Origin of the sequence: Solwaraspora sp. WMMA2101 (assembly GCF_049179175.1) — a bacterium.
Classification (GTDB): domain Bacteria; phylum Actinomycetota; class Actinomycetes; order Mycobacteriales; family Micromonosporaceae; genus Micromonospora_E.
Window position 1 is genome coordinate 1125448 of record NZ_JBMHMA010000006.1, and the last position, 21667, is coordinate 1147114.

Annotated in this window: 23 protein-coding genes; 12 read left to right on the forward strand and 11 right to left on the reverse strand. The window is 72.6% G+C overall.

What is annotated here, in order from left to right; genetic code table 11:
* Positions 1-16 precede the first annotated feature (16 nt).
* A complete protein-coding gene (locus ACN28F_RS05640; RefSeq protein WP_289207026.1) occupies positions 17-832 on the reverse strand; it encodes an inositol monophosphatase family protein in 816 nt (271 codons plus the stop codon).
* 353 nt (positions 833-1185) lie between these two features.
* Between ACN28F_RS05640 and ACN28F_RS05645 the strand changes: the two genes are divergently transcribed.
* The 4 genes from ACN28F_RS05645 (at position 1186) to ACN28F_RS05660 (ending at position 4482) form a co-directional block, all read left to right on the forward strand.
* Positions 1186-2892 carry an RNA polymerase sigma factor gene (locus ACN28F_RS05645; RefSeq protein WP_289207027.1) on the forward strand — a complete coding sequence of 569 codons (1707 nt, stop codon included), beginning with the start codon at positions 1186-1188 and terminating at the stop codon, positions 2890-2892.
* A 242-nt stretch (positions 2893-3134) separates the two neighbouring features.
* Positions 3135-3365: a DUF7455 domain-containing protein gene (locus ACN28F_RS05650; protein WP_123604458.1), complete on the forward strand. Its 231-nt coding sequence runs from the start codon at positions 3135-3137 to the stop codon at positions 3363-3365.
* Positions 3366-3586: 221 nt separating this feature from the next.
* Positions 3587-3994: an ArsR/SmtB family transcription factor gene (locus ACN28F_RS05655; protein ID WP_289207028.1), complete on the forward strand. Its 408-nt coding sequence runs from the start codon at positions 3587-3589 to the stop codon at positions 3992-3994.
* Entirely contained in the window at positions 3994-4482 is a 489-nt protein-coding gene (locus tag ACN28F_RS05660) for an SRPBCC family protein (RefSeq protein ID WP_289207029.1), read from the forward strand. The genes ACN28F_RS05655 and ACN28F_RS05660 overlap by 1 nt, the downstream gene beginning before the upstream one ends.
* Positions 4483-4540: 58 nt before the next feature.
* Here the strand turns inward: ACN28F_RS05660 and ACN28F_RS05665 are convergent, their stop codons facing one another.
* Both ACN28F_RS05665 and ACN28F_RS05670 read right to left on the reverse strand, forming a co-directional pair.
* A complete protein-coding gene (locus ACN28F_RS05665) occupies positions 4541-6265 on the reverse strand; it encodes a DEAD/DEAH box helicase (protein ID WP_289207030.1) in 1725 nt (574 codons plus the stop codon).
* Positions 6266-6370: 105 nt separating this feature from the next.
* Entirely contained in the window at positions 6371-6589 is a 219-nt protein-coding gene (locus ACN28F_RS05670) for a DUF3039 domain-containing protein (RefSeq protein ID WP_282226406.1), read from the reverse strand.
* Between the two features lie 90 nt (positions 6590-6679).
* Between ACN28F_RS05670 and ACN28F_RS05675 the strand changes: the two genes are divergently transcribed.
* Positions 6680-7621, forward strand: a complete 942-nt coding sequence (locus ACN28F_RS05675; RefSeq protein ID WP_421357153.1) for a pseudouridine-5'-phosphate glycosidase — start codon at positions 6680-6682, stop codon at positions 7619-7621.
* Positions 7618-8553 carry a carbohydrate kinase family protein gene (locus ACN28F_RS05680; protein ID WP_421357154.1) on the forward strand — a complete coding sequence of 312 codons (936 nt, stop codon included), beginning with the start codon at positions 7618-7620 and terminating at the stop codon, positions 8551-8553. The genes ACN28F_RS05675 and ACN28F_RS05680 overlap by 4 nt, the downstream gene beginning before the upstream one ends.
* On the opposite strand, the gene ACN28F_RS05685 is transcribed toward ACN28F_RS05680, so the two are convergent.
* The gene (locus tag ACN28F_RS05685; RefSeq protein ID WP_289207033.1) at positions 8554-8910 is read right to left on the reverse strand and encodes a DUF3099 domain-containing protein; all 357 of its coding nucleotides are present in this window, start codon (positions 8908-8910) and stop codon (positions 8554-8556) included.
* Positions 8911-9016: 106 nt separating this feature from the next.
* Between ACN28F_RS05685 and ACN28F_RS05690 the strand changes: the two genes are divergently transcribed.
* Positions 9017-9304, forward strand: coding sequence for a hypothetical protein (locus ACN28F_RS05690; RefSeq protein ID WP_282226402.1), 288 nt, complete (start codon positions 9017-9019; stop codon positions 9302-9304).
* Positions 9305-9315: 11 nt separating this feature from the next.
* Positions 9316-9630: a hypothetical protein gene (locus ACN28F_RS05695; RefSeq protein WP_289207034.1), complete on the forward strand. Its 315-nt coding sequence runs from the start codon at positions 9316-9318 to the stop codon at positions 9628-9630.
* Positions 9631-9660: 30 nt separating this feature from the next.
* On the opposite strand, the gene ACN28F_RS05700 is transcribed toward ACN28F_RS05695, so the two are convergent.
* Positions 9661-10236 (reverse strand): HhH-GPD-type base excision DNA repair protein, encoded by a 576-nt coding sequence (locus ACN28F_RS05700; protein ID WP_289207035.1) that lies wholly within the window; start codon positions 10234-10236, stop codon positions 9661-9663.
* Between the two features lie 158 nt (positions 10237-10394).
* Between ACN28F_RS05700 and ACN28F_RS05705 the strand changes: the two genes are divergently transcribed.
* The 3 genes from ACN28F_RS05705 to sigB all read left to right on the forward strand — a co-directional run bounded on the left by ACN28F_RS05705 (position 10395) and on the right by sigB (position 13518).
* Complete coding sequence (locus ACN28F_RS05705; RefSeq protein WP_421361275.1) at positions 10395-11861, forward strand: DUF7059 domain-containing protein; 1467 nt, start codon at positions 10395-10397, stop codon at positions 11859-11861.
* Positions 11862-11874: 13 nt separating this feature from the next.
* Positions 11875-12321: a D-aminoacyl-tRNA deacylase gene (gene dtd, locus ACN28F_RS05710; RefSeq protein ID WP_289207037.1), complete on the forward strand. Its 447-nt coding sequence runs from the start codon at positions 11875-11877 to the stop codon at positions 12319-12321.
* A 207-nt stretch (positions 12322-12528) separates the two neighbouring features.
* The gene (sigB, locus tag ACN28F_RS05715; RefSeq protein ID WP_421361277.1) at positions 12529-13518 is read left to right on the forward strand and encodes an RNA polymerase sigma factor SigB; all 990 of its coding nucleotides are present in this window, start codon (positions 12529-12531) and stop codon (positions 13516-13518) included.
* Positions 13519-13604: 86 nt separating this feature from the next.
* On the opposite strand, the gene ACN28F_RS05720 is transcribed toward sigB, so the two are convergent.
* The 3 genes from ACN28F_RS05720 to ACN28F_RS05730 are packed head-to-tail and all read right to left on the reverse strand — an operon-like array spanning position 13605 to position 18335.
* Entirely contained in the window at positions 13605-16238 is a 2634-nt protein-coding gene (locus tag ACN28F_RS05720) for a GNAT family N-acetyltransferase (RefSeq protein WP_421361279.1), read from the reverse strand.
* A gap of 29 nt (positions 16239-16267) precedes the next feature.
* Entirely contained in the window at positions 16268-17491 is a 1224-nt protein-coding gene (locus ACN28F_RS05725) for an acetoin utilization protein AcuC (protein ID WP_421357155.1), read from the reverse strand.
* Positions 17492-17495: 4 nt separating this feature from the next.
* Positions 17496-18335 (reverse strand): sulfurtransferase, encoded by an 840-nt coding sequence (locus ACN28F_RS05730; protein ID WP_421357156.1) that lies wholly within the window; start codon positions 18333-18335, stop codon positions 17496-17498.
* A 107-nt stretch (positions 18336-18442) separates the two neighbouring features.
* Here ACN28F_RS05730 and ACN28F_RS05735 point away from each other — a divergent pair, with 107 nt between their 5' ends.
* Positions 18443-19168 carry a metal-dependent transcriptional regulator gene (locus tag ACN28F_RS05735; RefSeq protein ID WP_421357157.1) on the forward strand — a complete coding sequence of 242 codons (726 nt, stop codon included), beginning with the start codon at positions 18443-18445 and terminating at the stop codon, positions 19166-19168.
* A gap of 77 nt (positions 19169-19245) precedes the next feature.
* On the opposite strand, the gene ACN28F_RS05740 is transcribed toward ACN28F_RS05735, so the two are convergent.
* From ACN28F_RS05740 to ACN28F_RS05750, 3 genes are all read right to left on the reverse strand, one after another.
* Complete coding sequence (locus ACN28F_RS05740) at positions 19246-19857, reverse strand: hypothetical protein (protein WP_289207040.1); 612 nt, start codon at positions 19855-19857, stop codon at positions 19246-19248.
* Positions 19858-19969: 112 nt separating this feature from the next.
* Positions 19970-20218 carry a DUF5522 domain-containing protein gene (locus ACN28F_RS05745; protein ID WP_289207041.1) on the reverse strand — a complete coding sequence of 83 codons (249 nt, stop codon included), beginning with the start codon at positions 20216-20218 and terminating at the stop codon, positions 19970-19972.
* A gap of 92 nt (positions 20219-20310) precedes the next feature.
* Complete coding sequence (locus tag ACN28F_RS05750; protein WP_421357158.1) at positions 20311-21522, reverse strand: RNA-guided endonuclease InsQ/TnpB family protein; 1212 nt, start codon at positions 21520-21522, stop codon at positions 20311-20313.
* Positions 21523-21667: the final 145 nt, after the last annotated feature.

Below are 21667 nucleotides of genomic sequence, written 5' to 3' on the forward strand. Positions count from 1 at the left end.
TGGGCCGATCAGCAGGTCACGGCCCGCCAGCGGCGTCGAGCCGGACCAGGTGCTCGGTCAACGCGGGAAACAGCGCCGGCGGCGCGGCCACCAGCATTTGCGGGCCGGCCGACGCACCGGCCAACCCGCCCACGGTCAGCCCGGCCTCCGCCGCGATCAACCCACCCGCCGCGTGATCCCAGATGTTGAGACCCTTTTCGTAGTAGGCGTCGACCCCGCCCTCCGCTGCCGCACACAGGTCCAGCGCCGCCGCCCCGAACCGACGGATGTCGCGGACCTCGGCCAGCAGGCCGACCAGCACCCGGGCCTGGTGCACCCGCCGGGCGGCGTCGTAGCCGAAGCCGGTGGCCACCAACGCCTGGGACAGCTCGGTCCGCCGGGAGCCGGACAACCGCTGGCCCTCGCGGTAGGCCCCGCCGCCGATCGTCGCGGTCCACTCCGCCCCGGTGGCCGCGTTGTGCACCACCCCGGCGACGACCTGCCCCTCCACCTCGGCGGCGAGCGAGACCGCGTAGTTCGGCAGGCCGTACAGATAGTTCACCGTGCCGTCGATCGGGTCGAGAATCCAGCGCACCCGGGCGGAGCCGGCCACCGCGGCGTCGCCGTACTCCTCGCCCAGCACCGCGTCGGCGGGCCGCAGCTCGCGCAACGCCGCCCCGACCTGCCGCTCGACGGCGCGGTCGGCCGCGGTGACCACATCCGTCGCGGTGCTCTTGGTCGCCAGCCCGGAGACGCCCTCGCGGCGCATCTCGCGGGCGGTCCGCGCGGCGTGCCGCGCGACCTCGACGGCGATCTTGAGTAGATCCTGCGGGTCCGGTGTCGGTTCCGTCATGGTCCCCCCTCGTTGCCGGTGTCCGTCCCGGTGCGTCCGGTCCTGATGCACAGGCGTCCCTTCCCGGACCCGCGCATCACCCGGGCGGTCAGCGACAATGACCCGTACGGCAGGGGTAACATCCTGTCAAAGTCCACGTTCGTCCCATGTCGGTGGCCCCCGACCGGCGGCCGGCTCGCGCGTGGCGGGATGATCCCCACAAACGGCGTTACAATTCACGCCTGCCCTCGTGCCACGGTTCACCGGCCCGGCCGGTGCACCGTCGCGGGGGTCACACAATCACAACCGGCACGTCGCTCCGCGCTGCGGTGGCCGGTCCGGCCGTGCTCGTTCATCGCTCCGGAAGGTCATTCGTGACAGAACTCCGCCACACCGGCGCCGACGTACGCTCGCTAACCGACACGCTGATCGCCCATGCCGAACGGGCCGGCGGTCAGCTCACGTCGGCCGAGGTCGCACGGACGGTCGAGTCCGCCGAAGTGACCCCGGCCCAGGCCAAGAAGATCCTGCGGGCGCTCGCCGACGCCGGGATCACCGTCGTGGTCGACGGCTCGGCCAGCACCCGTCGCCGGGTGGCCGCCGCGCGTGCCGCCACCCCCGCGTCCAAGGCCACCACCGCCAAGACCACCCGGCGTACCCCGGCGCCGCCGCCGGCCCCGCCGAAGCAGGCGCCCGCACCGGACGAGGCGGCGCCGGCCGCGGTGACCGCCGCCGTACCGGCGAAGAAGGCCACCACCCGCAAGGCCACGACGGCGGCCGTGCCGGCCGCCTCGCGCAACGGCGCGACGCCGGACGACGCCGCCGCGCCGCCGGCCAAGGCGACCCGTGGCCGGGCCGCGAAGGCTGCGGGCGGCACCACGGCGGCCAAGGCGGCCGGGGCAGCGGCCAAGGCCGCACCGGGCAAGGCCGCACCGGCCAAGGCCGGCAAGGCCACCGCCAAGGACGGCGAGGCACCGGCCACCGGCGACGACGAGATCGATCCCGAGACGCTGGCCGCCGAGATCGAGGACGTCGTGGTCGAGGAGCCGGCCGAGCTGGCCCAGGCCGCCGAGGCGGACGCCACCCGGGACAACGACTTCGAGTGGGACGACGAGGAGTCCGAGGCGCTCAAGCAGGCCCGGCGTGACGCCGAGCTGACCGCCTCCGCCGACTCGGTCCGGGCCTACCTCAAGCAGATCGGCAAGGTGCCGCTGCTCAACGCCGAGCAGGAAGTCGAGCTGGCGAAACGCATCGAGGCCGGCCTGTACGCCGCCGAGCGGCTGCGGGCCGCCGAGGAGGGCGAGCAGAGCCTGCCGATCCAGCTGAGCCGGGACCTGGGCTGGATCTCCCGTGACGGGGAGCGGGCCAAGAACCACCTGCTGGAGGCGAACCTGCGGCTGGTGGTGTCGCTGGCCAAGCGCTACACCGGGCGCGGCATGGCCTTCCTCGACCTCATCCAGGAAGGCAACCTGGGTCTGATCCGCGCCGTCGAGAAGTTCGACTACACCAAGGGCTACAAGTTCTCCACCTACGCCACCTGGTGGATCCGCCAGGCCATCACCCGGGCCATGGCCGACCAGGCCCGCACCATCCGCATCCCGGTGCACATGGTGGAAGTGATCAACAAGCTCGGCCGCATACAGCGTGAGCTGCTGCAGGATCTGGGTCGGGAGCCCACTCCGGAAGAGCTGGCCAAGGAGATGGACATTACCCCGGAGAAGGTGCTGGAGATCCAGCAGTACGCCCGGGAGCCCATCTCACTGGACCAGACCATCGGTGACGAGGGTGACAGCCAGCTCGGCGACTTCATCGAGGACTCCGAGGCCGTGGTGGCCGTGGACGCGGTCTCCTTCTCGCTGCTGCAGGACCAGTTGCAGCAGGTGCTGCAGACCCTGTCCGAGCGGGAGGCGGGTGTCGTCAGGTTGCGATTCGGTCTCACTGACGGCCAACCTCGGACGCTGGACGAGATCGGACAGGTCTACGGCGTCACCCGGGAACGCATCCGACAGATCGAATCCAAGACCATGTCCAAGTTGCGTCACCCGTCCCGTTCTCAGGTGCTTCGGGACTATCTGGACTGACCCTGGACACTCCACCGAATGTGTAACCTTCGTCACTTGGCGTCTATCAAGCGCAGGTCATCAGGGCGTTACCCGGCGGTGATCGTTGACGTGGCACCCTTGGTTCACGGCACACTGTGCCTACCAGGTGTGAGCCCGGTCCCCCGGGGGCACATCGGGAAGGCGGGGACCCCCGCCGGTGTTGGACGATGGGTGACAGACCGAAGAGTGTGTTCATCGGTGACGACCAGAGGAGGAAGGCGATGACCCCGACTCTCACGCCTCCGGAGACGGTGGATGCCCTAGGCGCCGATGAACGGTGCGACCGGTGCAACGCGGCCGGCAAACTACGGGTGACCCTGGCGGGCGGCAGTGAGCTGGTGTTCTGCGGACACCACGCTAACAAGTACGCCGACGATCTCGTCAAGATCGCGGTGCAGTTCAAGGCCGACCCCGAGTTCACCTGGCGTGGCGCCGATCTGATGGCCAACTGACGACGCGTACCACCCGATAGCGACGGCCGGGACCCCCACCACTGGGGGTCCCGGCCGTCGCTGTGCGCGCTCCCCCCTTTCCCGGTCCCGGCCGTCGCTGTGCGCGCCACCTTTCCCGCTCACACGGGCTACGAACTGGCTATTCAACCGATAGGTTGCGCACGGCTCGGTCAGGCTCTAGGCTCATGCTCAACCGACAGGTTGATTAAGAGGTTCCCTTGATGAACGACGACCAGCTCTCCCGGGTGTTCGCCGCGTTGGCCGATCCCACCCGCCGCGACATCGTGGCCCGGCTGGCCGATGGTGACGCCACGGTCAACGAGTTGGCCGCACCGTACGACGTCTCGGTGCAGGCGGTGTCCAAGCACATCAAGGTGCTCCAGGAGGCCGGGCTGGTCAGCCAGGCCCGGGACGCCCAACGGCGCCCGTGCCACCTGGAGGCGGACGTCCTCGACCTGACGACGCGGTGGATCGAACGGTACCGCCGGCAGGCGGAGCAGCGGTTCCGCCGGCTCGACGCCGTACTGGCCGGCCTGGACCGGGCCGACCCGGGCACCAGCGGCCCTGCCGACCTGGGCCGGGCCGACCCCGCCGCACCCGAGCAACGGAACCGACAAGGAGCAGCGTGATGACCAGTACCACCCGCGACGAGACCCGCGTAGAAGCCGACCCGAACCTGCCGACGATCCGGATCATCCGCGACTTCGCCGCAAGCCGGGAACGGGTGTTCCGCGCCTGGATCGACCCGGACCTGGCGATCCGGTGGGTCGGACCGACGAGCGTGCAGATGACCATCGAGCACTGGCAGGGGCACACCAGCGGAAGCTACCGCTACACCCACTGGCGCGACGGCGAACGGCTCGCCAGCTTCTACGGCTCGTTCCACGAGGTCCGCCCGGACGAGCGCCTGGTCCAGACGTTCACCTACGACGGCGTACCGGACGGGGTCAGTCTGGAGACCGCCACCTTCGAGGACCTGCCCGACGGCGGCACCCGGGTGACCGTACTCGCGGTGGTGGAGAACATGATCGCCCGGGACCAGATGCTCGCCAGCGGCATGGAGTACGGCATCCGCGAGGGCTACGCCAAGCTCGACGACCTGCTCTCGGCCGACTGAGCCGACCGGACACGCGGCCGACCGAGCCGACCGGCACCGCACCGGTGCCTGCACCGGCTCAGAGCGTCTGCACCATCGCGATGCGTTCTTCCAGCTGCTCGATGGTGGCCTGCGCACTCGGGGGACCGCCGCACCGGCGCCGCAACTCGGCATGGATCTTGCCGTGCGGCAGTCCGGTCCGGTGGTGATGCGCGGCGACCAGGGCGTTGAGCTGGCGGCGCAGGGCGATCCGCCGCTCCCCTGCGGTCGGCGCACGCTCGGGCTGGCGGGCGGCGGGCACCGGTTGCTGCTCGGACCGGGCCCGCCGCGCGGCGGCGACCTGCTCGGCCTGTCGCCGGTTCAGCAGCACCGCCACCTGGTCCGCGGTGAGCAGGCCCGGCAGCCCGAGGTACTCCTCCTCCTCCGGGGTGCCGGCCTGCGCTCCGGTGCCGAACGACGCGCCGTCGAAGATCACCTGGTCCAGCTCGGCGGTGGCGGACAACGCCTCGAACCGCTTTTCCAGCTCACCACTGGCCTGCTCGTTGCGCTGGGCGCGCTCGAGCAGGTCGTCGTCGAAGCCCTCCCGCTTCTTCGCCGCGCCCAGCACGTGGTCCCGCTCGGCTTCCATCTCGCTGGCCAGCTCCAGCAGGTGCGGAACGCTGGGCAGGAAGACCGTCGCCGTCTCGCCCGGCCGGCGGGCCCGGACGAACCGGCCGATCGCCTGGGCGAAGTACAGCGGTGTGGAGGCGCTGGTCGCATAGACGCCGACGGCCAGCCTGGGAATGTCGACCCCTTCGGAGACCATCCGGACCGCGACCATCCACCGCTGCTCGGAGGCGGCGAACGAGGCGATCCGGGCCGAGGCGCCGACGTCGTCGGAGAGCACCACGGCGGCCTTCTCCCCGGTGACCCGCTCCAACAGCCGCGCGTACGAGCGGGCCGCCGCCTGGTCGCTGGCGATGACCAGGCCGCCGGCGTCGGTCATCCCGCCCGAGCGCAGTACGCCGAGTCGGGCGTCGGCCGCGCGCAGCACCGCCGGCATCCAGTCGCCGGCCGGGTCGAGTGCGGTCCGCCAGGCCTGCGCGACGAGATCCTGGGTCATCGGTTCGCCGAGCCGGGCGGCCAGTTCGTCGCCGGCGCTGGTGCGCCACCGGGTCTCCCCCGAGTAGGCCAGGAACAGCACCGGGCGCACCACGCCGTCGCGCAGCGCGTCGGAGTAGCCGTACACGCTGTCCGCCCGGGACCGGGCCAGCCCGTCGCCGCCGGCCTCGTACCGTACGAACGGGATCGGGTTGTCGTCGGAGCGGAACGGCGTACCGGTGAGCATCAGCCGTCGGACGGCCGGCTCGAAGGCCGACTTCACTCCGTCGCCCCACGACCGGGAGTCGCCGGCGTGGTGGATCTCGTCGAGGACGACCAGGGTGCGGCGGGTCATCGTGCGGCGCCGGTGCACCTGGGGTGCCATGCCGACCTGGGCATAGGTCACCACCGCGCCGTGGAAGTCCGCCGACGAGTGCAGGTCGGCGTTGCGGAACGCGGCGTCGAGCTGGATGCCGACCCGGCCGGCGGCCAGCGCCCACTGGGTCTTCAGGTGCTCGGTCGGGGCGACGACGGTGACCGCCTCGACGGTGCCGTCGGCGAGCAGTTCGGCGGCGATCCGCAGCGCGAACGTCGTCTTGCCGGCGCCGGGGGTCGCGACCGCGAGGAAGTCCTCGCTGCGTCGGCGCAGGTACTCCACCAGTGCCCGACGCTGCCAACCACGGAGCGCCGGGAACGTGTCGACCGTCGGCATGCTGGCCGGCACGCGCACCCCTTTCCGCTGTCCGCTTCCCTCAGCCCACGACAAGCTACCTCAGCCCACGAAAAGGCCCTCGCGGCCGCTGGTCGCGAAGGCCGATCGGGTGCCGGCTCAGCCGGCCATCGACTCGTAGATCTCCTTGCACCGGGGGCAGACCGGCGCCCCGGGCTTGGGGCTGCGGGTGACCGGGAAACGTTCGCCGCAGAGTGCGATCACGAAGGTGCCCATCACGGCACTTTCCGCAATCTTGTCCTTTCGGACGTAATGGAACATCTCCGGACCGGTGTCCGCGTCCTTGACCTCAGGACGCTCCAGAACCTCGGTGCTCACGTCGTCTCCCACCTCCGGCTGAGAGTCTGGCAGTTCACGGCGTACGGGTCCAACCTCCGGCCCGGTCCACCGCCCCGTACCGTTGCGATCATGGCAGATTCCGCAGGCCGCACCGGGCCGTTGCACCACGACATCCAGTACGGCGCCGAGGTGGCCGACGCCCGCCGGGACGGACGGGCCATCGTCGCCCTGGAGAGCACCATCATCGCACATGGGCTGCCCCGGCCCGACAACCTGCGGGTGGCCCGGGACATCGAGTCGACGGTACGCGCCACCGGCGCGGTGCCGGCCACCATCGGCATGCTCGGTGGGCGCCTGGTGGTCGGCCTCGACGACGACCAGCTGACCTACCTGGCCAACTCCGAGGCGGTGGCGAAGCTCTCCGCCCGGGACCTCGCCCTGGCTGCGGCGAACGGCGTCGACGGTGCCACCACGGTCGCCGCGACCAGCGCGGTCGCCGCGGTCGCGGGGATCGGCGTCTTCGCCACCGGCGGCCTCGGCGGCGTACACCGCGAGGCGGAGCGGACCTTCGACGAATCGGCCGACCTGGTGACGTTGGCCCGCACGCCGATCACCGTGGTCTGCGCCGGCGTCAAGTCGATCCTGGACGTGGCGGCCACCCTGGAGCGGCTGGAGACGCTCGGTGTCGCGGTGGCCGGCTACCGGTCCCGCCGGTTCCCCGGCTTCTTCGTCACCGACAGCGGGCACGAGGTGGACTGGTCGCTGGACTCCCCCGAGCAGGTCGCCGACGCCATCCGGGCCCGCCGCCGGCACGGCGTCGGTGGTGGTGCGCTGGTGGTGGCGAACCCCCTGCCGACCGAGGAGCAGCTGGACCCGCAACTGCACGACGCGACGCTGGCCGACGGGTTGGCCGCGATGGCGGCGCAGGGTGTCACCGGCAAGGGCGTCACCCCTTTCCTGCTGGCCCACTTCCACTCCGCGACCGCCGGCGCGAGCCTGGCGGTGAACATCCGGATCATCCTGCGAAACGCCGACCTCGCCGGCCGTATCGCGGTCGCCGCCGCCGGGTGAACCCGCCCGCCGCACCGGTGCCGCGCCCCCGACCGGGGCGGATCCTCGTGGTCGGCGACCTGGTCACCGACGTGGTGGCGGTGCTCGCCGGGCCGGTGGCCGCCGGCTCGGACACCCCGGCCGCCATCCGGTTCACCGGCGGCGGTCAGGCGGCCAACACGGCGGCGTGGCTCGCGTGGCACGGCGTACCGGTCACTCTGGTCGCGACGGTGGGTGACGACGACGTGGGCGCGCTGCGCCTGGCCGAACTCGCCGCGGCCGGGGTCGACCTGGCGGTACGGCGGTGCCGGTCGACGCCGACCGGCACGGTGATCGTGCTGGCCCACGCCGGCGAACGGTCGATGGTGGCCGACCGGGGTGCCAACCTGTCGCTGCGGGCGGCCGACGTCGACGCGGCGCTGGCCGGCTTCCCGGACGCGACGCATCTGCACCTGTCGGGCTATCCGCTGCTGCACGCGCAGACCCGGCCGGCCGCCCGGCACGCGTTGGCCGTTGCCCGGGCGAACGGGCTGTCCACCAGCGTCGACGCGGCGTCGGCGGCGCCGCTGCGCGCGACCGGTCCGGCCCGGTTCCTGGACTGGCTGCACGGCACCGATCTGCTGCTGGCCAACGCCGACGAGGCCGTCGTGCTCGGCGTGACGCACGGGCCGGTGCCGCGGCGGGCGACCCGGCATCTGGTGGTGAAACGGGGGGCGGCCGGTGCCAGCTGGCATGATCCGCAGGGCACGGTGACGGCACCGGCCCCGGTGGTGCCGGTGGTCGACCCGACGGGCGCCGGTGACGCGTTCGCGGCCGGGTTGCTCGCCGCGTGGGTGTCCGGCGCCGCCCCGGCGGACGCTCTGAAGGCCGCCGTACGGGCGGGTGCCGCCGCTGTAGGTGTCGTCGGTGCCCGGCCGGTCAGCGGCACCGGCACCGGCACCGGTGCCGGCTGATCACGGCTCCGCGTCGATGACCGGGCCGGCCGGTGACGCCACCGGGTTCGCGCCGAGGGCCGTCGGGGTCCGCGCTGGCGGTTGCCGTCGGCGGGCCAGCAGGTGTCTGTCCTTCGGTGGCCGGTCGTTGGCGAGCAGCACCGCCAGCCAGGGCACCAGGATCATGCCGATCGCGCAGAGCGGCAGCCAGACCCAGAGCAGGGGTGCCTCCAGCGTCACCAGGACCGCGCCGACGATCAGGCAGCCGCCACGGACGGACATCATGGCGACGTACCGGCGCTGCCGGCGGCGCAGCTGTTCCGCCGGGCTGGTCTCGGCGTTGGTGATCACGGTCGGGCGGTCAGCGGTTCGTCTCACCGGTTCCTCCTCGTCGCCGTCCCCCATCGTCGCACCTGGTCGGGCCCGTCGGTCGGCCGGCGTCGACAGCTGATCCGACGTACCACGTGCGTGTTACGCTGCGAGGGTGGGTAACCGGTTCAGCTTCGCCGACGAGGCCCTCGACAACCTGGCGATCTACGGGGTCACGCCGGGTGAGGTCTGGGAGGCGTTGCACAGCCGGCACCGGATCATCCGCCACCTCGGTGACGACGTGATGGTCGTCTACGCGGCCCTGCGCACCGGCCGGCGGCTGGCGGTCCTGCTGGCCGAGTCCCGACACAGCGACAACGACTGGGACGTGCTCTCCGCGCGCGATCTCAGCGACGCCGAGTCGAAACGCTACGACGCGGCGCTGCACCACCGGCGACGATAGGAGTCCGTGTCATGCACCGTGACGACGCGATCAAGCAGTTCCACGACAGCGGCGACCGGATCGCCGAGTTGATCGACGATCACCCACCGGCCGAGATAGCCACGCCGGACACCGACGAGCCGATGGTCAGCCGGTCGATCCGGCTGCCGCTGGCCACCTACGACCGGGTCCGCGCCGCCGCCGAGGCGCGCGGCATCGGCGTCACCACGTTGATGCGCCAGTGGATCGAGGCCGGGCTCGCCGACCTGGACGACTCCGCGACGGTCTCGCTGGCCGACGTACGGCGGGCCCTGGCCGCGCTGGCCACCCAGCCCGACGCCGCCTGACCCGGCTGCCCCACTTCTCGGCGGTCGGGGTCAGCCCTTCGCCGCCTTGGCCGCCGCTTTCATCTGCTGCTTGTGCTCCCGGACCCGGAGCAACGAGTTCTCGTCGACGATGTCGGCCACCGAGACGTACACCCCGTCGGCGCCGTACTGGCCGGCGGCCTCGCGCCAACCGGGCGGGGTGACCCCGAACCGCTTGCCGAGCAGCGCCAGGAAGATCTGCGCCTTCTGCCGGCCGAACCCGGGCAGGTCACCGATCCTCGCCAACGCGGTCGTCCCGTCCGGCGCCTCCGTCCAGATCCGGGCGGGGTCGCCGCCGTAGCGGTCCACCACCACCTGGCACACCTGCTGCACCCGGGCGGCCATCGCCTTCGGGAACCGATGCAACGCCGGTCGCTCGGCGAAGACCGCCACCAGCTCCGCCGGGTCGAACTCGGCCAGCTCGCGGGCGTCCGGCTCGTGCCCCAACCGTCGGCTCAGGTCGTACGGGGCGGAGAACGCCCGCTCCAGCGGCACCTGCTGATCCAGGACCATCCCGACGAGCAGCGCCACCGGACTGCGTTCCAGCAGCTCGTTGGCGTGCGCCTCGATCGGCAACGACAGTGTCATGGCACTTATCTTGCCGGACCGACCGGCAGCGTTGCCGGACCGACCGGCGCCACGCCGTCGGCAACGCCCCCGCCGTACGAAGGTCGCGGGTCCACCGGGACCGCGTCGGGGCGACCGGGCAGGATGACGGGGTGACCGACGACACCGCCTTTCCCGCACTGCTCGACGCGACCGGCGTCGACCAGCTCCGTACCGCGTTGACCTCGGCCGGCTTCACCTCGACCGGGATCGCGCAACGGCTCGGGCCCTCGGCGACCGCCGCCGTGTCCCGCAACGACTACCGCGCCGCGCTGCGGGCCACCACCGACGGCGACCCGCTCGCCACCCTGATCCGGTTGTTCGTCTGCGCGCAGACGGAGCCGGTCGACGCGGTCACCGCCGCGCTGGCGCCGCTGCCCCTGGCCGAGGCGCTCACCGCCGGCCTGGTGGAACCGGCACCGGACGGCCCGGGGCTGCGGCAGGGCGTCGACCTGGAGCCGTACGGCGACACCTGGTGGGTGGTCTCCGACGTGCCGGCGCATCTGCGGGCCGGGCGGCCCCTCGCCGCCGACCACGTCCTCGGGGTCGGCGGTTCCTCGACGACGCTGGCCGGCGCGGTCCCCCGCCGTCCGGTCGGCGCCGCCCTCGACCTGGGCACCGGTTGCGGTGTGCAGTCGTTGCACCTGGCACAGCACGCGGCCCGGGTCACCGCGACCGATCTGTCCGTGCGGGCACTGCGGTTCGCGGCGACGACCGCCGCGCTCAACGGCCAGCAGTGGGAGCTGCGCCACGGCGATCTGACCGCTCCGGTCACCGACCGACGGTTCGACCTGGTGGTGAGCAACCCGCCGTTCGTGGTCGGGCCGGGCACCGCCACCCACGTCTACCGGGACTCCGGCCGTATCGGTGACGGGGTCTGCGCCGAGTTGGCTGCGGCCGCCGACGGGCTGCTCACCGACGGCGGCACCATGCTCTACCTGGCCAACTGGATGCACGTCGCTGGCGAGGACTGGACCGAACGGGTCGCGGGCTGGATCGCCGGCACCGGCCTGGACGGATGGGTGATCCAGCGGGAAGTGGCCGACCCGTTGTCCTACGTCAACCTGTGGCTCGCCGACGCCAGCGAAGGCCCCGACGCGCACCGGGCCGCGGCCTGGCTCGACTGGTTCGACGCCCAGAAGGTCGAGGCGATCGGGTTCGGGCTGGTCACGCTGCGCCGGGCCGGACACGACGACCCGGTGGTACGGGTCGAGGAGCTGCGCCAGCAGGTGACGCCGCCGCTCGGTGAGCGGATCGACGAGTGGTTCACCCGGCAGGACTGGCTGCGCGACCGGGACTGCGACGGACTGCTCGCGGCCCGGTACCGGGCGGCCGCCGGGTTGCGGCTGCAGCAGGAGGCCAGCATCGACGACGACGGTTGGGCGGTGGACCGGCAGACTGTCACGATGACCGACGGCCTGCGCTGGTCCGAGGAGGTCGACCCGCTGGTCCTGGCGTTGATCGGCGGCTGCGACGGTCAGGTCGCCATGCGCGGTCAGCTCGCCCTGCTGGCGGCCGCACACGACGTACCGGAGGCGGAGCTGACCGAGGCGGCCCTGCCGATCCTGACCCGGCTGGTCGAGCGGGGCATCCTGCAGCCGGTGTGACAGGCTTGCCGGCATGCGAGCGGTGGTGCAGACGGTCAGCCGGGCATCGGTCACGGTCGACGGCGAGGTCGTCGCCGCTATCGACGACGGGCTGTTGGTGCTTGTCGGAGTGACCGGCTCCGACACCGCCGCCGTCGCGGCCCAGATGGCCCGCAAGGTGCACGAGCTGCGGATCTTCCCGCCGGACCCGGCGGCCGGTGGCACCGCTGAACGGTCCGCCGAGCAGCTGGGGGCACCGATCCTGGTGGTCAGCCAGTTCACCCTCTACGGGGACGCCCGGCGCGGGCGGCGGCCGAGCTGGTCGGCGGCCGCCCCGGCGGAGATCGCGGAGCCGCTGGTCGACGCGGTCGTCGCAGCGCTCACCGAGCGGGGCGCGCCGGTGCAGACCGGCCGGTTCCGGGCGCACATGCTGGTGGAGAGCGTCAACGTGGGCCCGCAGACCATCCTGCTGGAGTTGTGAACCGGGCACTTCACGTCGCCCAATGACTACCGAGCGACACCGCAAGGCCCCGGCCGGGCGTTGTCAGGTCCCGGATTCATGCCACCTCACCTTCGCCTCACCGTGACTTCACGCCCCAACCGGCAAGCTGGTCTTCACCAGCGGCACTCCGCTGCTGGCCTACCACTTGTCGACGCGGGGAGGCGACTGAGAGTGGTCACACGCACCATCGAAGACGGCACCGACACCACCGCCGGAGTCACCACCGACGGTCAGCACGACCTTGACGCCACCGACGACCGCGGCGCCTCCGCCGATCTGGTCCGCGCATATCTGAACGGAATCGGGCGAACCAAGCTGCTCACCGCCGCGCAGGAGGTCGAGCTGGCCAAGCGGATCGAAGCCGGCCTGTTCGCCGAGGAGAAGCTCACCACCGGCGGGCGGCTCACCGCGCGGCTGCGCGCCGATCTGGGTGTCGTCGTCGTCGAGGGCCGGGCCGCCAAGGACCACCTGCTGGAGGCGAACCTGCGGCTGGTGGTGAGCATCGCCAAGCGCTACACCGGGCGTGGCATGGCCTTCCTCGACCTCATCCAGGAAGGCAACCTGGGTCTGATCCGCGCCGTCGAGAAGTTCGACTACACCAAGGGCTACAAGTTCTCCACCTACGCCACCTGGTGGATCCGCCAGGCCATCACCCGGGCCATGGCCGACCAGGCCCGCACCATCCGCATCCCGGTGCACATGGTCGAGCAGGTCAACCGGATGGTCCGTACCCGTCGGGAGCTGGCCGTGTCGATCGGCCGCGAGCCGACGATCGCCGAGATCGCCGCAGCCATGTCGGTGCCGGAGTTCCAGGTGATCGAGCTGATCTCCTACGACCGGGAGCCGGTCAGCCTGGACCAGGCGGTCGGTGAGGACGGCGAGAGCGCCCTCGGCGACTTCGTGGCCGCAGTGGATCCCCGCGAGCAGGCCGGCGCGTCGGCCTCCGACGGCAAGCTGCGCAACGAGGTGGAGATCGTCCTGTCCACCCTGTCCCAGCGGGAGCAGGACGTCATCCGGCTGCGGTTCGGGCTCGACGACGGGCGTCAACGCACCCTCGACGAGGTCGGCCGTGAGTTCGGGCTGTCCCGCGAGCGGATCCGGCAGATCGAGAAGGTCACCCTGTCCAAGCTGCGTGACCCGGCGCGGGCGCAGCGGCTGGAGGCGTACGCGGGCTGACCGTGGGGGGCGGTGGCCGGTCGGGTGTCCACATCCGACCGGCCTCCGGCGTTTCAGCCGGCTCCCGGCGGTGCGCGACAGACGGGTCAGAGCCGACGCGGGCCGGTGTCGGGCCGGGTGTCGGCCGGGCCGACGTCGACGCTGACGTGCAGCACCGCCAGCCCGTCCGGCCGGGCCAGCACCGGGTTGAGGCGCAGCCGGTGGACCCCGGGCTGCTCGTCACCGAGCCGACCGACCCGCACCAGGAGGTCGACCAGGGCGTCGCGGTCGACCGCGCCGGCCCCCCGGTAGCCGCGCAGCAGCGGTGCCGCGCGCGGCTCGTCGATCAGCTCGGCCGCGTCCCGGTCGGTCAGCGGTGCCGCCCGCCACGCCCGGTCACCCAGCAGGTCCGTCGCCACCCCGCCCAACCCGAAGCCGACCACCGGGCCGAACGTCGGGTCGGTCACCAGCTCCACCACGCAGGCCACCCCGGGCGGCACCATCGGCTGGACCAGCACCTGGGTGCCGAACTGCGCCGCCACCTCGCGGTATGCCTGGTCGACGGCGGCCGGCGACGCCAGGTCGAGACGGACCGCACCCAGGTCCAGCCGGTGCCGCAGTCCGTCGGCCGCCGCCTTGAGCACCACCGGGAACCCGAGGTCGCCGGCGGCGGCGACGGCCTGTTCGGCGGAGGCTGCCGGCACCGCGCCGACCACCTCGATCCCGTACGCGGTGAGCAGTCCGACCGCGTCGGGCGGTCGCGCCGACAGCGCCGTCAGCCCGGCGGCGGCAGCGTCGACCCCGGCCATCGTCGGCAGCACGCCGGGTGGTTGGCGCAGCCAGTCCGCGTAGTCGGCGACCCGGGCCAGCGCCCGCACCGACTCCTCCACCGACGGGTACGTCGGCACGCCGGCCGGCGGCTGCCCGGCCAGCAGGGTCGCCACGGTCGGTTTGTCCCCGGCGAGGGCCACACTGGCCAACGCCGAGGTGAAGTCGGCGTCCTCGTCGGCCAACTGGCCCGGCAGCGGCGGGGCGAAGACCACCACCAGGGCGTCCACCTCGGTGTCGACCGCGGCGTCGGCGAGCGAGTCGGCGAAGTCGTGTGCGCCGGCCTCCGGCGCGACCGTCCGCGGGTAGCCGGCGGCGACGGTCAGCCGGTGGGTCCGGCAGGCCGCCGCAGCCAGCATCGCCAACGCCGACGAGTTGCCGACCACGCCGACCCGTCGGCCCACCGGCAGCGGCTGGTTGGCCAGCAGGGTGCCGACGTCGAACAGCTCCGCGACGGTGTCGACCCGGATCACCCCGGACCGGGCGAACAGCCGGGTCACCGCCGCAGCGTCCGGCCCACCGCCGTCCGGCCCACCGACGTCCGCTCCACCGACGTCGGGTTCCCGGCCGTCGGGCCGGCTGCCGGGGGCGAGCGCCACCACCGGCTTGGTCCGCCCGATACGTCGGGTCAGCCGGGCGAACTTGCGGGGGTTGCCGAAGCTCTCCAGATAGAGCAGGACCACGTCGGTGCCCGGGTCGTCCTGCCAGTACTGCAGCAGGTCGTTGCCGGAGACGTCGGCCCGGTTTCCGGCCGACACGAAGGTGGACAACCCCAGACCGCGCCGGTCGGCTTCGGCGAGCAGCGCCACCCCGAGCGCCCCGGACTGGCTGAAGAAGCCGACCCGGCCGGCCGGTGGCAACTGCGGTGCGAGGGTGGCGTTGAGCCGTACCCGGGGGTCGGTGTTGGCCACCCCGAGGCAGTTCGGGCCGACCACCCGCAGACCCGCGACGTGCGCGGTGCGGATCAGTTCCCGTTGCGCGGCGGCACCGGCGGGGCCGGTCTCGGCGAACCCGGCGGAGATGACCACCACGCCGTGTGCCCCGGCGGCGGCCGCGTCCGCCACCACCGCCGGCACCGCGTCCGGGGCGACCGCGACGACCGCCAGGTCGACCGGGACGTCGGCGTCGGCGGCCCGCCGGTACGCGGTCAGCCCGCCGATACGGTCCGCCGTCGGATGCACCCCGACGATGTCACCGGTGAAGCCGCCGTCGCGCAGATGCCCGAGGACGGCGGCGCCGACGCCCTGCCCGGTCGCGCTGGCCCCGTACACCGCGACGCCGCGCGGGGTCAGCAGCCGGGCGATCGACCGGGCCTCGGCGCTGTGTTCCCGGCTCCACTGCACCTGCAGCGACGCCTCGGTGGGGGCGATCGGGAAACTCAGGTGGACGACGCCGTCGGCGTAGCGGCGACGCACCGGGTAGCCGGCGTCGGAGAAGACCCGCAGCATCGGGGCGTTCGCCGGCAGCACCTCCGCCACGAAGGATTCGATGCCGTCGGCGCGGGCGGCCGCGGCCAGGTGCTCCAGCAGCACCGAGCCGACGCCGCGGCCCTGGTGGGCGTCCTCGACGACGAAGGCGACCTCGGCCTCGGTGGAACCTGCGCCGAGCCGGTCGTACCGGCCGACGGCGAAGATCCGGTCACCGGAGACCACCACGAACGCCTCCCGGTCGTGGTGGTCGACGTTGACGAACCGGTGCAGGTCGCGTTCGGGGATGCGCGGGTACGGGGAGAAGTAACGCAGGTAGCGGGTGCGTTCGGAGAAGCGGGCGTGCATGGCGACGATCGCGTCGGCGTCGTCGGGTCGGATCTGCCGCAGGTGGACGGTGGTGCCGTCGCGCAGCAGCACGTCAGCGGAGCGGTCCAGCGCCGAGCGATCTGCTGCCGACGGGTCCAGCGCCGAGCGACCCGACACCGAGGGGTCCACGGTCGACGGATCCACGGTCAGTCCCGGGGGTCGTGCGGGTCGAGTCCGTGCAGCGGGAACACCGCCTTGCGGGTCGCCATGATCGCCCGGTCGACCGGGTCCGGGTCGCCGCCGGGCTGCCAGGTGGTGAAGTCGAGGTCGACGTCGTCGGTCATCCGCAGCGGCACCGGCCGGCCGGGGCAGCGGGCGGCGGCCAACGCCCGCCAGGCCGGCGGGGTCAGTGTCGCCGGGTGCAGCGGGGCACCGGTGGCGACCGCCAGCAGGTGGGTCCAGGCCCGGGGCACCACCTCGACCAGGGCGTACCCGCCGCCGCCGGTGGCCACCCAGCGTCCGTCGCAGAGCTCGTCGGCCAGCGACCGCAGCGCCAGGTACGCCGCCCGCTGGCAGTCCACGCTCAGGCCCAGGTCGGCCAGCGGGTCGAGCCGGTGGGCGTCGGCCCCGCACTGGGTGACCAGCAGCTGTGGCCCGAAGGCCCGCAGCAGCGACGGCACGACCGCGTGGAACGCCCGGAGCCATCCGGCGTCGGCCGTACCGGAGGGCAGCGCCACGTTGACGGCGCTGCCCTGCGCCGTCGGGCCGCCGACCTCGTCGGGGAAGCCGGTGCCCGGGAACAGCGCCAGCGGGGTCTCGTGCAGGCTGATGGTGAGCACCCGGGGGTCGTCGTAGAAGATCTCCTGCACCCCGTCGCCGTGGTGCACGTCGATGTCGACGTAGGCGATCCGCTCGGCACCGAGGTCGAGCAGCCGGGCGATGGCCACCGCCGGATCGTTGTAGACGCAGAACCCGGCGGCCCGGCCCGGCATCGCGTGGTGCAGCCCGCCGGAGACGTTGACCGCCCGGCGGGCCGTGCCCCGCCAGACCGCCTCGGCGGCGGCCAGCGTGGCGCCGGCGACCAGCGCGCTGGCCTCGTGCATCCCGTCGAACGTCGGGTTGTCCGGGGTGCCCAGGCCGTACCCGGAGAAGAACGGGTCGTCGTGGGCGACCCGGACCGCGTCGAGGTAGTCGGGTCGGTGCACCCGGGTCAACGCGGCGTCGTCGGCCGGCTCGGGGGCGATCAGCCGTACCCCGGGCCGGTCGAGCAGGCCGTACTCGCGGGCAAGCGCGATGGTCAGCTCCACGCGTACCGGGTCCAGCGGGTGGTCACCCAGGTCGTAGGTGAGCAGCCGGTCGTCCCAGACGACCACCGTCGTGTCCGGTTGCTGGCCCGTCCCGCCTGTCATCTCGCCCGTCGCGTCCGGCATCTGGTCATCGTTGCACGGGCCGGTCCGGATCGGTGATCCACTCGCTCCAGGATCCGACGTAGAGGGCCGCGTCGGTGCGCCCGGCGCGGTGCAGCGCGAGCACCGTGTGCGCGGCGGTCACCCCGGAGCCGCAGTACGCGGCGACCGGGGTGTCCGGGTGCAGTCCGGCGGCGGTGAACCGGTCCCGCAGCGCGGCGGCGTCGCGCAGCGCGCCGGTGGCGTCGGCGTGCCCGGTGGTCGGCAGGTTGACCGCGCCGGGGATGTGCCCGGCCACCGGGTCGACCGGTTCCCGCTCGCCCCGGTACCGCTCCGGGGCGCGCACGTCGATCAGCAGGCCGCCGTCGTGGGGCAGCCGACCGGCGCCGACGGCGTCGAGCACCGGCAGGCCACCCGGCCGTACGGTGATGTCGCCGGCCGGCGGGGACGGCACCTGGGTGACCACCGGGTAACCTGCGGCGACCCAGGTCCGGTAGCCGCCGTCGAGCACCCAGGTCTGCCGGTGCCCGGCCCAGCGCAGCGTCCACCAGGCGCGGGCGGCGGCCATCGCGTCACCGTCGTCGTAGACGACGACCGGCTGCCCGGCCCGTACCCCGGCGGCGCGCAGCACGGTCTGCAGCGCGACGGGGTCGGGCAGCGGGTGCCGGCCGTCGGCGCCGGGTGGGCCGCAGAGCTGGGTGTCCAGGTCGACGAAGACCGCGCCGGGCAGGTGCCCGGCGGTGTAGTCGTCGCGCCCCGGTGGGCCGGTGAGCCGCCACCGTACGTCGAGCAGCGTCGGCGGCGTGTCGGTGGTGAGCGCGTCGGCCAACGCGGCGACGGCAACGGTAGGGTCGTCGGCAGCGAACACGGCCCCATTCAACACCAGGTCGGCCGATGCCTGCCCGCAGCCACGTGTCCGTTACGGCTGGTTGTCGGCGTCGCAGGGTAGCATTGAGCACTGGAGGGCAGCAGACCGTGAACGATCTTGTCGATACCACCGAAATGTATCTGCGCACCATCCTCGAGCTCGAAGAGGAGTCGGTGCCGCCGTTGCGCGCCCGGATCGCCGAGCGGCTGCACCAGAGCGGTCCCACGGTCAGCCAGACGGTTGCCCGGATGGAGCGCGACGGGCTGCTCACCATCGAGGACGACCGGAACCTGCGGCTGACCGACCTCGGGCGCGCGCAGGCGGTGTCCGTGATGCGCAAGCACCGGCTGGCCGAGTTGCTGCTGGTCAACGTCATCGGGATGCCCTACGAGGAGGCCCACGAGGAGGCCTGTCGCTGGGAGCACGTGATGAGCGACGCGGTGGAGCAGAAGGTCTACGACCTGCTGAACCGGCCGACGCGGTCGCCGTACGGCAACCCGATCCCCGGCCTGGAGGCGCTCTCCGGTGGCAAGCCGGCCCAGGCCAGCCCCGACATCGCCGCCGAAACCGAGCGCAACCTCGCGTTCCCTGGCCTGACCGGTACGGTCGTGGTCCGGCGGATCTGCGAGAGCGTGCAGACCAACGCCGACGTGCTGCGGCAACTGCACACCGCTGGGGTGGATCCGGGTGCCACGGTCACGGTCGCCCAAGAGCGTGACGGGGTGACCATCGATCGCTCCGGGGAGAAGATCCATCTGCCCCGGGAGGTCGCCTCGCGGGTGTTCGTCGCGGTCGGCGACCACGGCAGGTCACTGGCCGGTGCCTCCGCCTGACCGAGGCGACCGCCTGACCGACGGCGCCTGCAGTTGCTTTGTCGAGAGCCGGGCCCGGGGACGATCCCGGGGCCGGCTCACTTCTTCCGGTTGTCGTGTACCAGCCGGGCCAGTTCCACCATCTTCGGCGCCAGCTCGACCGCGGACTGCTCGTCGTCGCCCGGAGCGAACGTCCAGCGCAAACTGAGCTGCGTCGGGTCGGCGGTGATCCAGTTGACCTCCAGCCCCGCCCCGTACCCGGTGTCCGGATCCGGCTTGATCGGGATCCAGTAGGCGGCCTTCGCGAAGTCCGGGATCTCCTTGGCACCGACCGGTGCGACGTCGTCGGCGAACACCGACGCGCTGGCCTTGGTGTCCGAGATCGACAGCATCAGATCCGGCAGCGGTTCCTGCGCCGGGCGCAGCAGGCAGGACCGCGTCTTTTCGTGGGTGCTGGCCGCCGCCACCTCGAACCGGAACCCGACGATCTGCTCGACGACGTCGTAGTCGAACACCGTGCACACGCCGCCAGCTTCGGCGGCCGGCGGCCGGGGCACCTCCGGGTACGGCTCGACCGGGCTCGGCGACGGGCTGACCTGCGGCGCGTCGGACGGCTCGGTGCCGGCGGTGGCCGCCGCCTCGGTGGAGCAGCCCGTGGCGAGCAGCAGCAGGATCGCAGCGGCGCCGGACAGGGACACACGAACGCCCACAGTGGCCTCCCACGGGTCAGGCCGGTCGAAAAAGGCGGATTGTTCGTGGCACACCGTACGGCTTCCCGGCGCTGCGCGAAAGTCCGCCACCCGGGCAACTCCCGATGGTGCCTCACGGCAGGTACGGGCAGTGCCGGCAACCCTGGTCGCAGCAGGTGCCCCGGCGGGCCAGGAATCCCGCAGTCAGCACGAACAGCCCGGTCCCCGGGTCGAGGTAGCCGGCGTCTGCGGCGTCGAGGGCGGCCGTGTGCGCGGCCAGGATCGCCGCCCGGTGCGGGTGCTCCGGTGCCAGCCGGGCCGGATGCGGCTCGGTGAGCGGCCGGTCCGCCAGCGGCAACCGTCGCCCCCGCGCCCCCGCCATACCGGTGACCCTACGCAGGCCGCCGATGTGGTACCACTCGTGGGTCCACCACGCACCGACCCGAACGGACCCCGTTGACAATCCTCCCCGCCCTAACCGACGGGGATTCCCTGGGTCGCCCCAGGGGTTTCCTGTTTCACCGACGACCGCCCCGTCCGAGAGGAGGACTCCCGGTGAGGTCTTACACCGCCTCCACAGGCAGTCACGGAGAGCCCCTCCGCGAGGATGTTGCGGGCCGCGTTGACGTCCCGGTCGTGGGTCTGCCCGCATCGGCAGGTCCACGACCGGACGGTCAACGGCATCCGCTCGGCCAGTTCGCCGCAGGCGGAGCACAGCCGGGTCGACGGGAACCAGCGGTCGACTACCACCAGGTCCCGGCCGTACCAGTCGGCCTTGTAGGCCAGCATGGTGCGGAACTGCCGCCAGGCCGCGTCGGAGATGGCGCGGGCCAGACGGTGATTGGCGACCATGTTGCGGACGGTCAGGTCCTCGATCACGATCGTTTGGGTGTCACGAACGAGTCGAGTGGTGAGTTTGTGCAGGTGGTCGTGTCGGCGGTCGGCGATCCGGGCATGGATGCGGGCGACCTTCAGCCGTGCTCTGGCCCGGTTCGCCGAGCCTTTGGCCTTGCGGGCGAGGTTGCGTTGGGCGCGGGCCAGCCGATGCCGGTCGCGGCGTTCGTGCCTCGGGTTGGGAATCTTCTCCCCGGTGGAGAGGGTGAACAGGCTGTCGAGCCCGGCGTCGACCCCCACCACGGCGGTGGAGGCCGGGGCCGGTTCGATCCGGTCGTCGCAGAGCAGGGAGACGAACCAGCGGCCCGCCGGGTCCTGCGACACGGTCACCGTCGACGGCGCCGCACCGTCGGGCAGTGGCCGGGACCAGACGATGTCCAACGGTTCGGACATCTTCGCGAGGGTGAGCCGGCCGTCGCGCCAGCGGAACGCGCTGGCGGTGTACTCCGCCGACCGCCGCGACCGCTTCTTCGACTTGAACGTCGGATACCGGGCCCGTTTCGCCCAGAAGTTGGTGAACGCGGTCTGCAGGTGCCGCAGCGCCTGCTGCAACGGCACCGACGACACCTCGGTGAGAAACGCCAACTCGTCGGTCTTCTTCCACCCGGTGAGCATCGCCGACGTCTGGTTGTAGGTGATCCGTTCCTGGCGTTGGGTCCACGCCTGCGTGCGGGCGGCCAGGGCCTTGTTGTAGACCAGGCGGACACAGCCGAACGTCCGGGCGAGCTCGGTGGCCTGCCCGGGGGTCGGGTAGAAGCGGTACCTGAACGCCCGCTTCACGGTCCTGGACACAGTCCACAGTCTAGCGATCCGGTCGTGAGTCGTGGGGCAGCGTGTGTAATGGGCGCCGATCCGCCTCGGCGGCGGGCCGGCTTTCCCTGTCCCGCTCCGCAGGAGTTCCGTTTCCTCCCCGGCCTGAAGACCGGAGTATCCACGG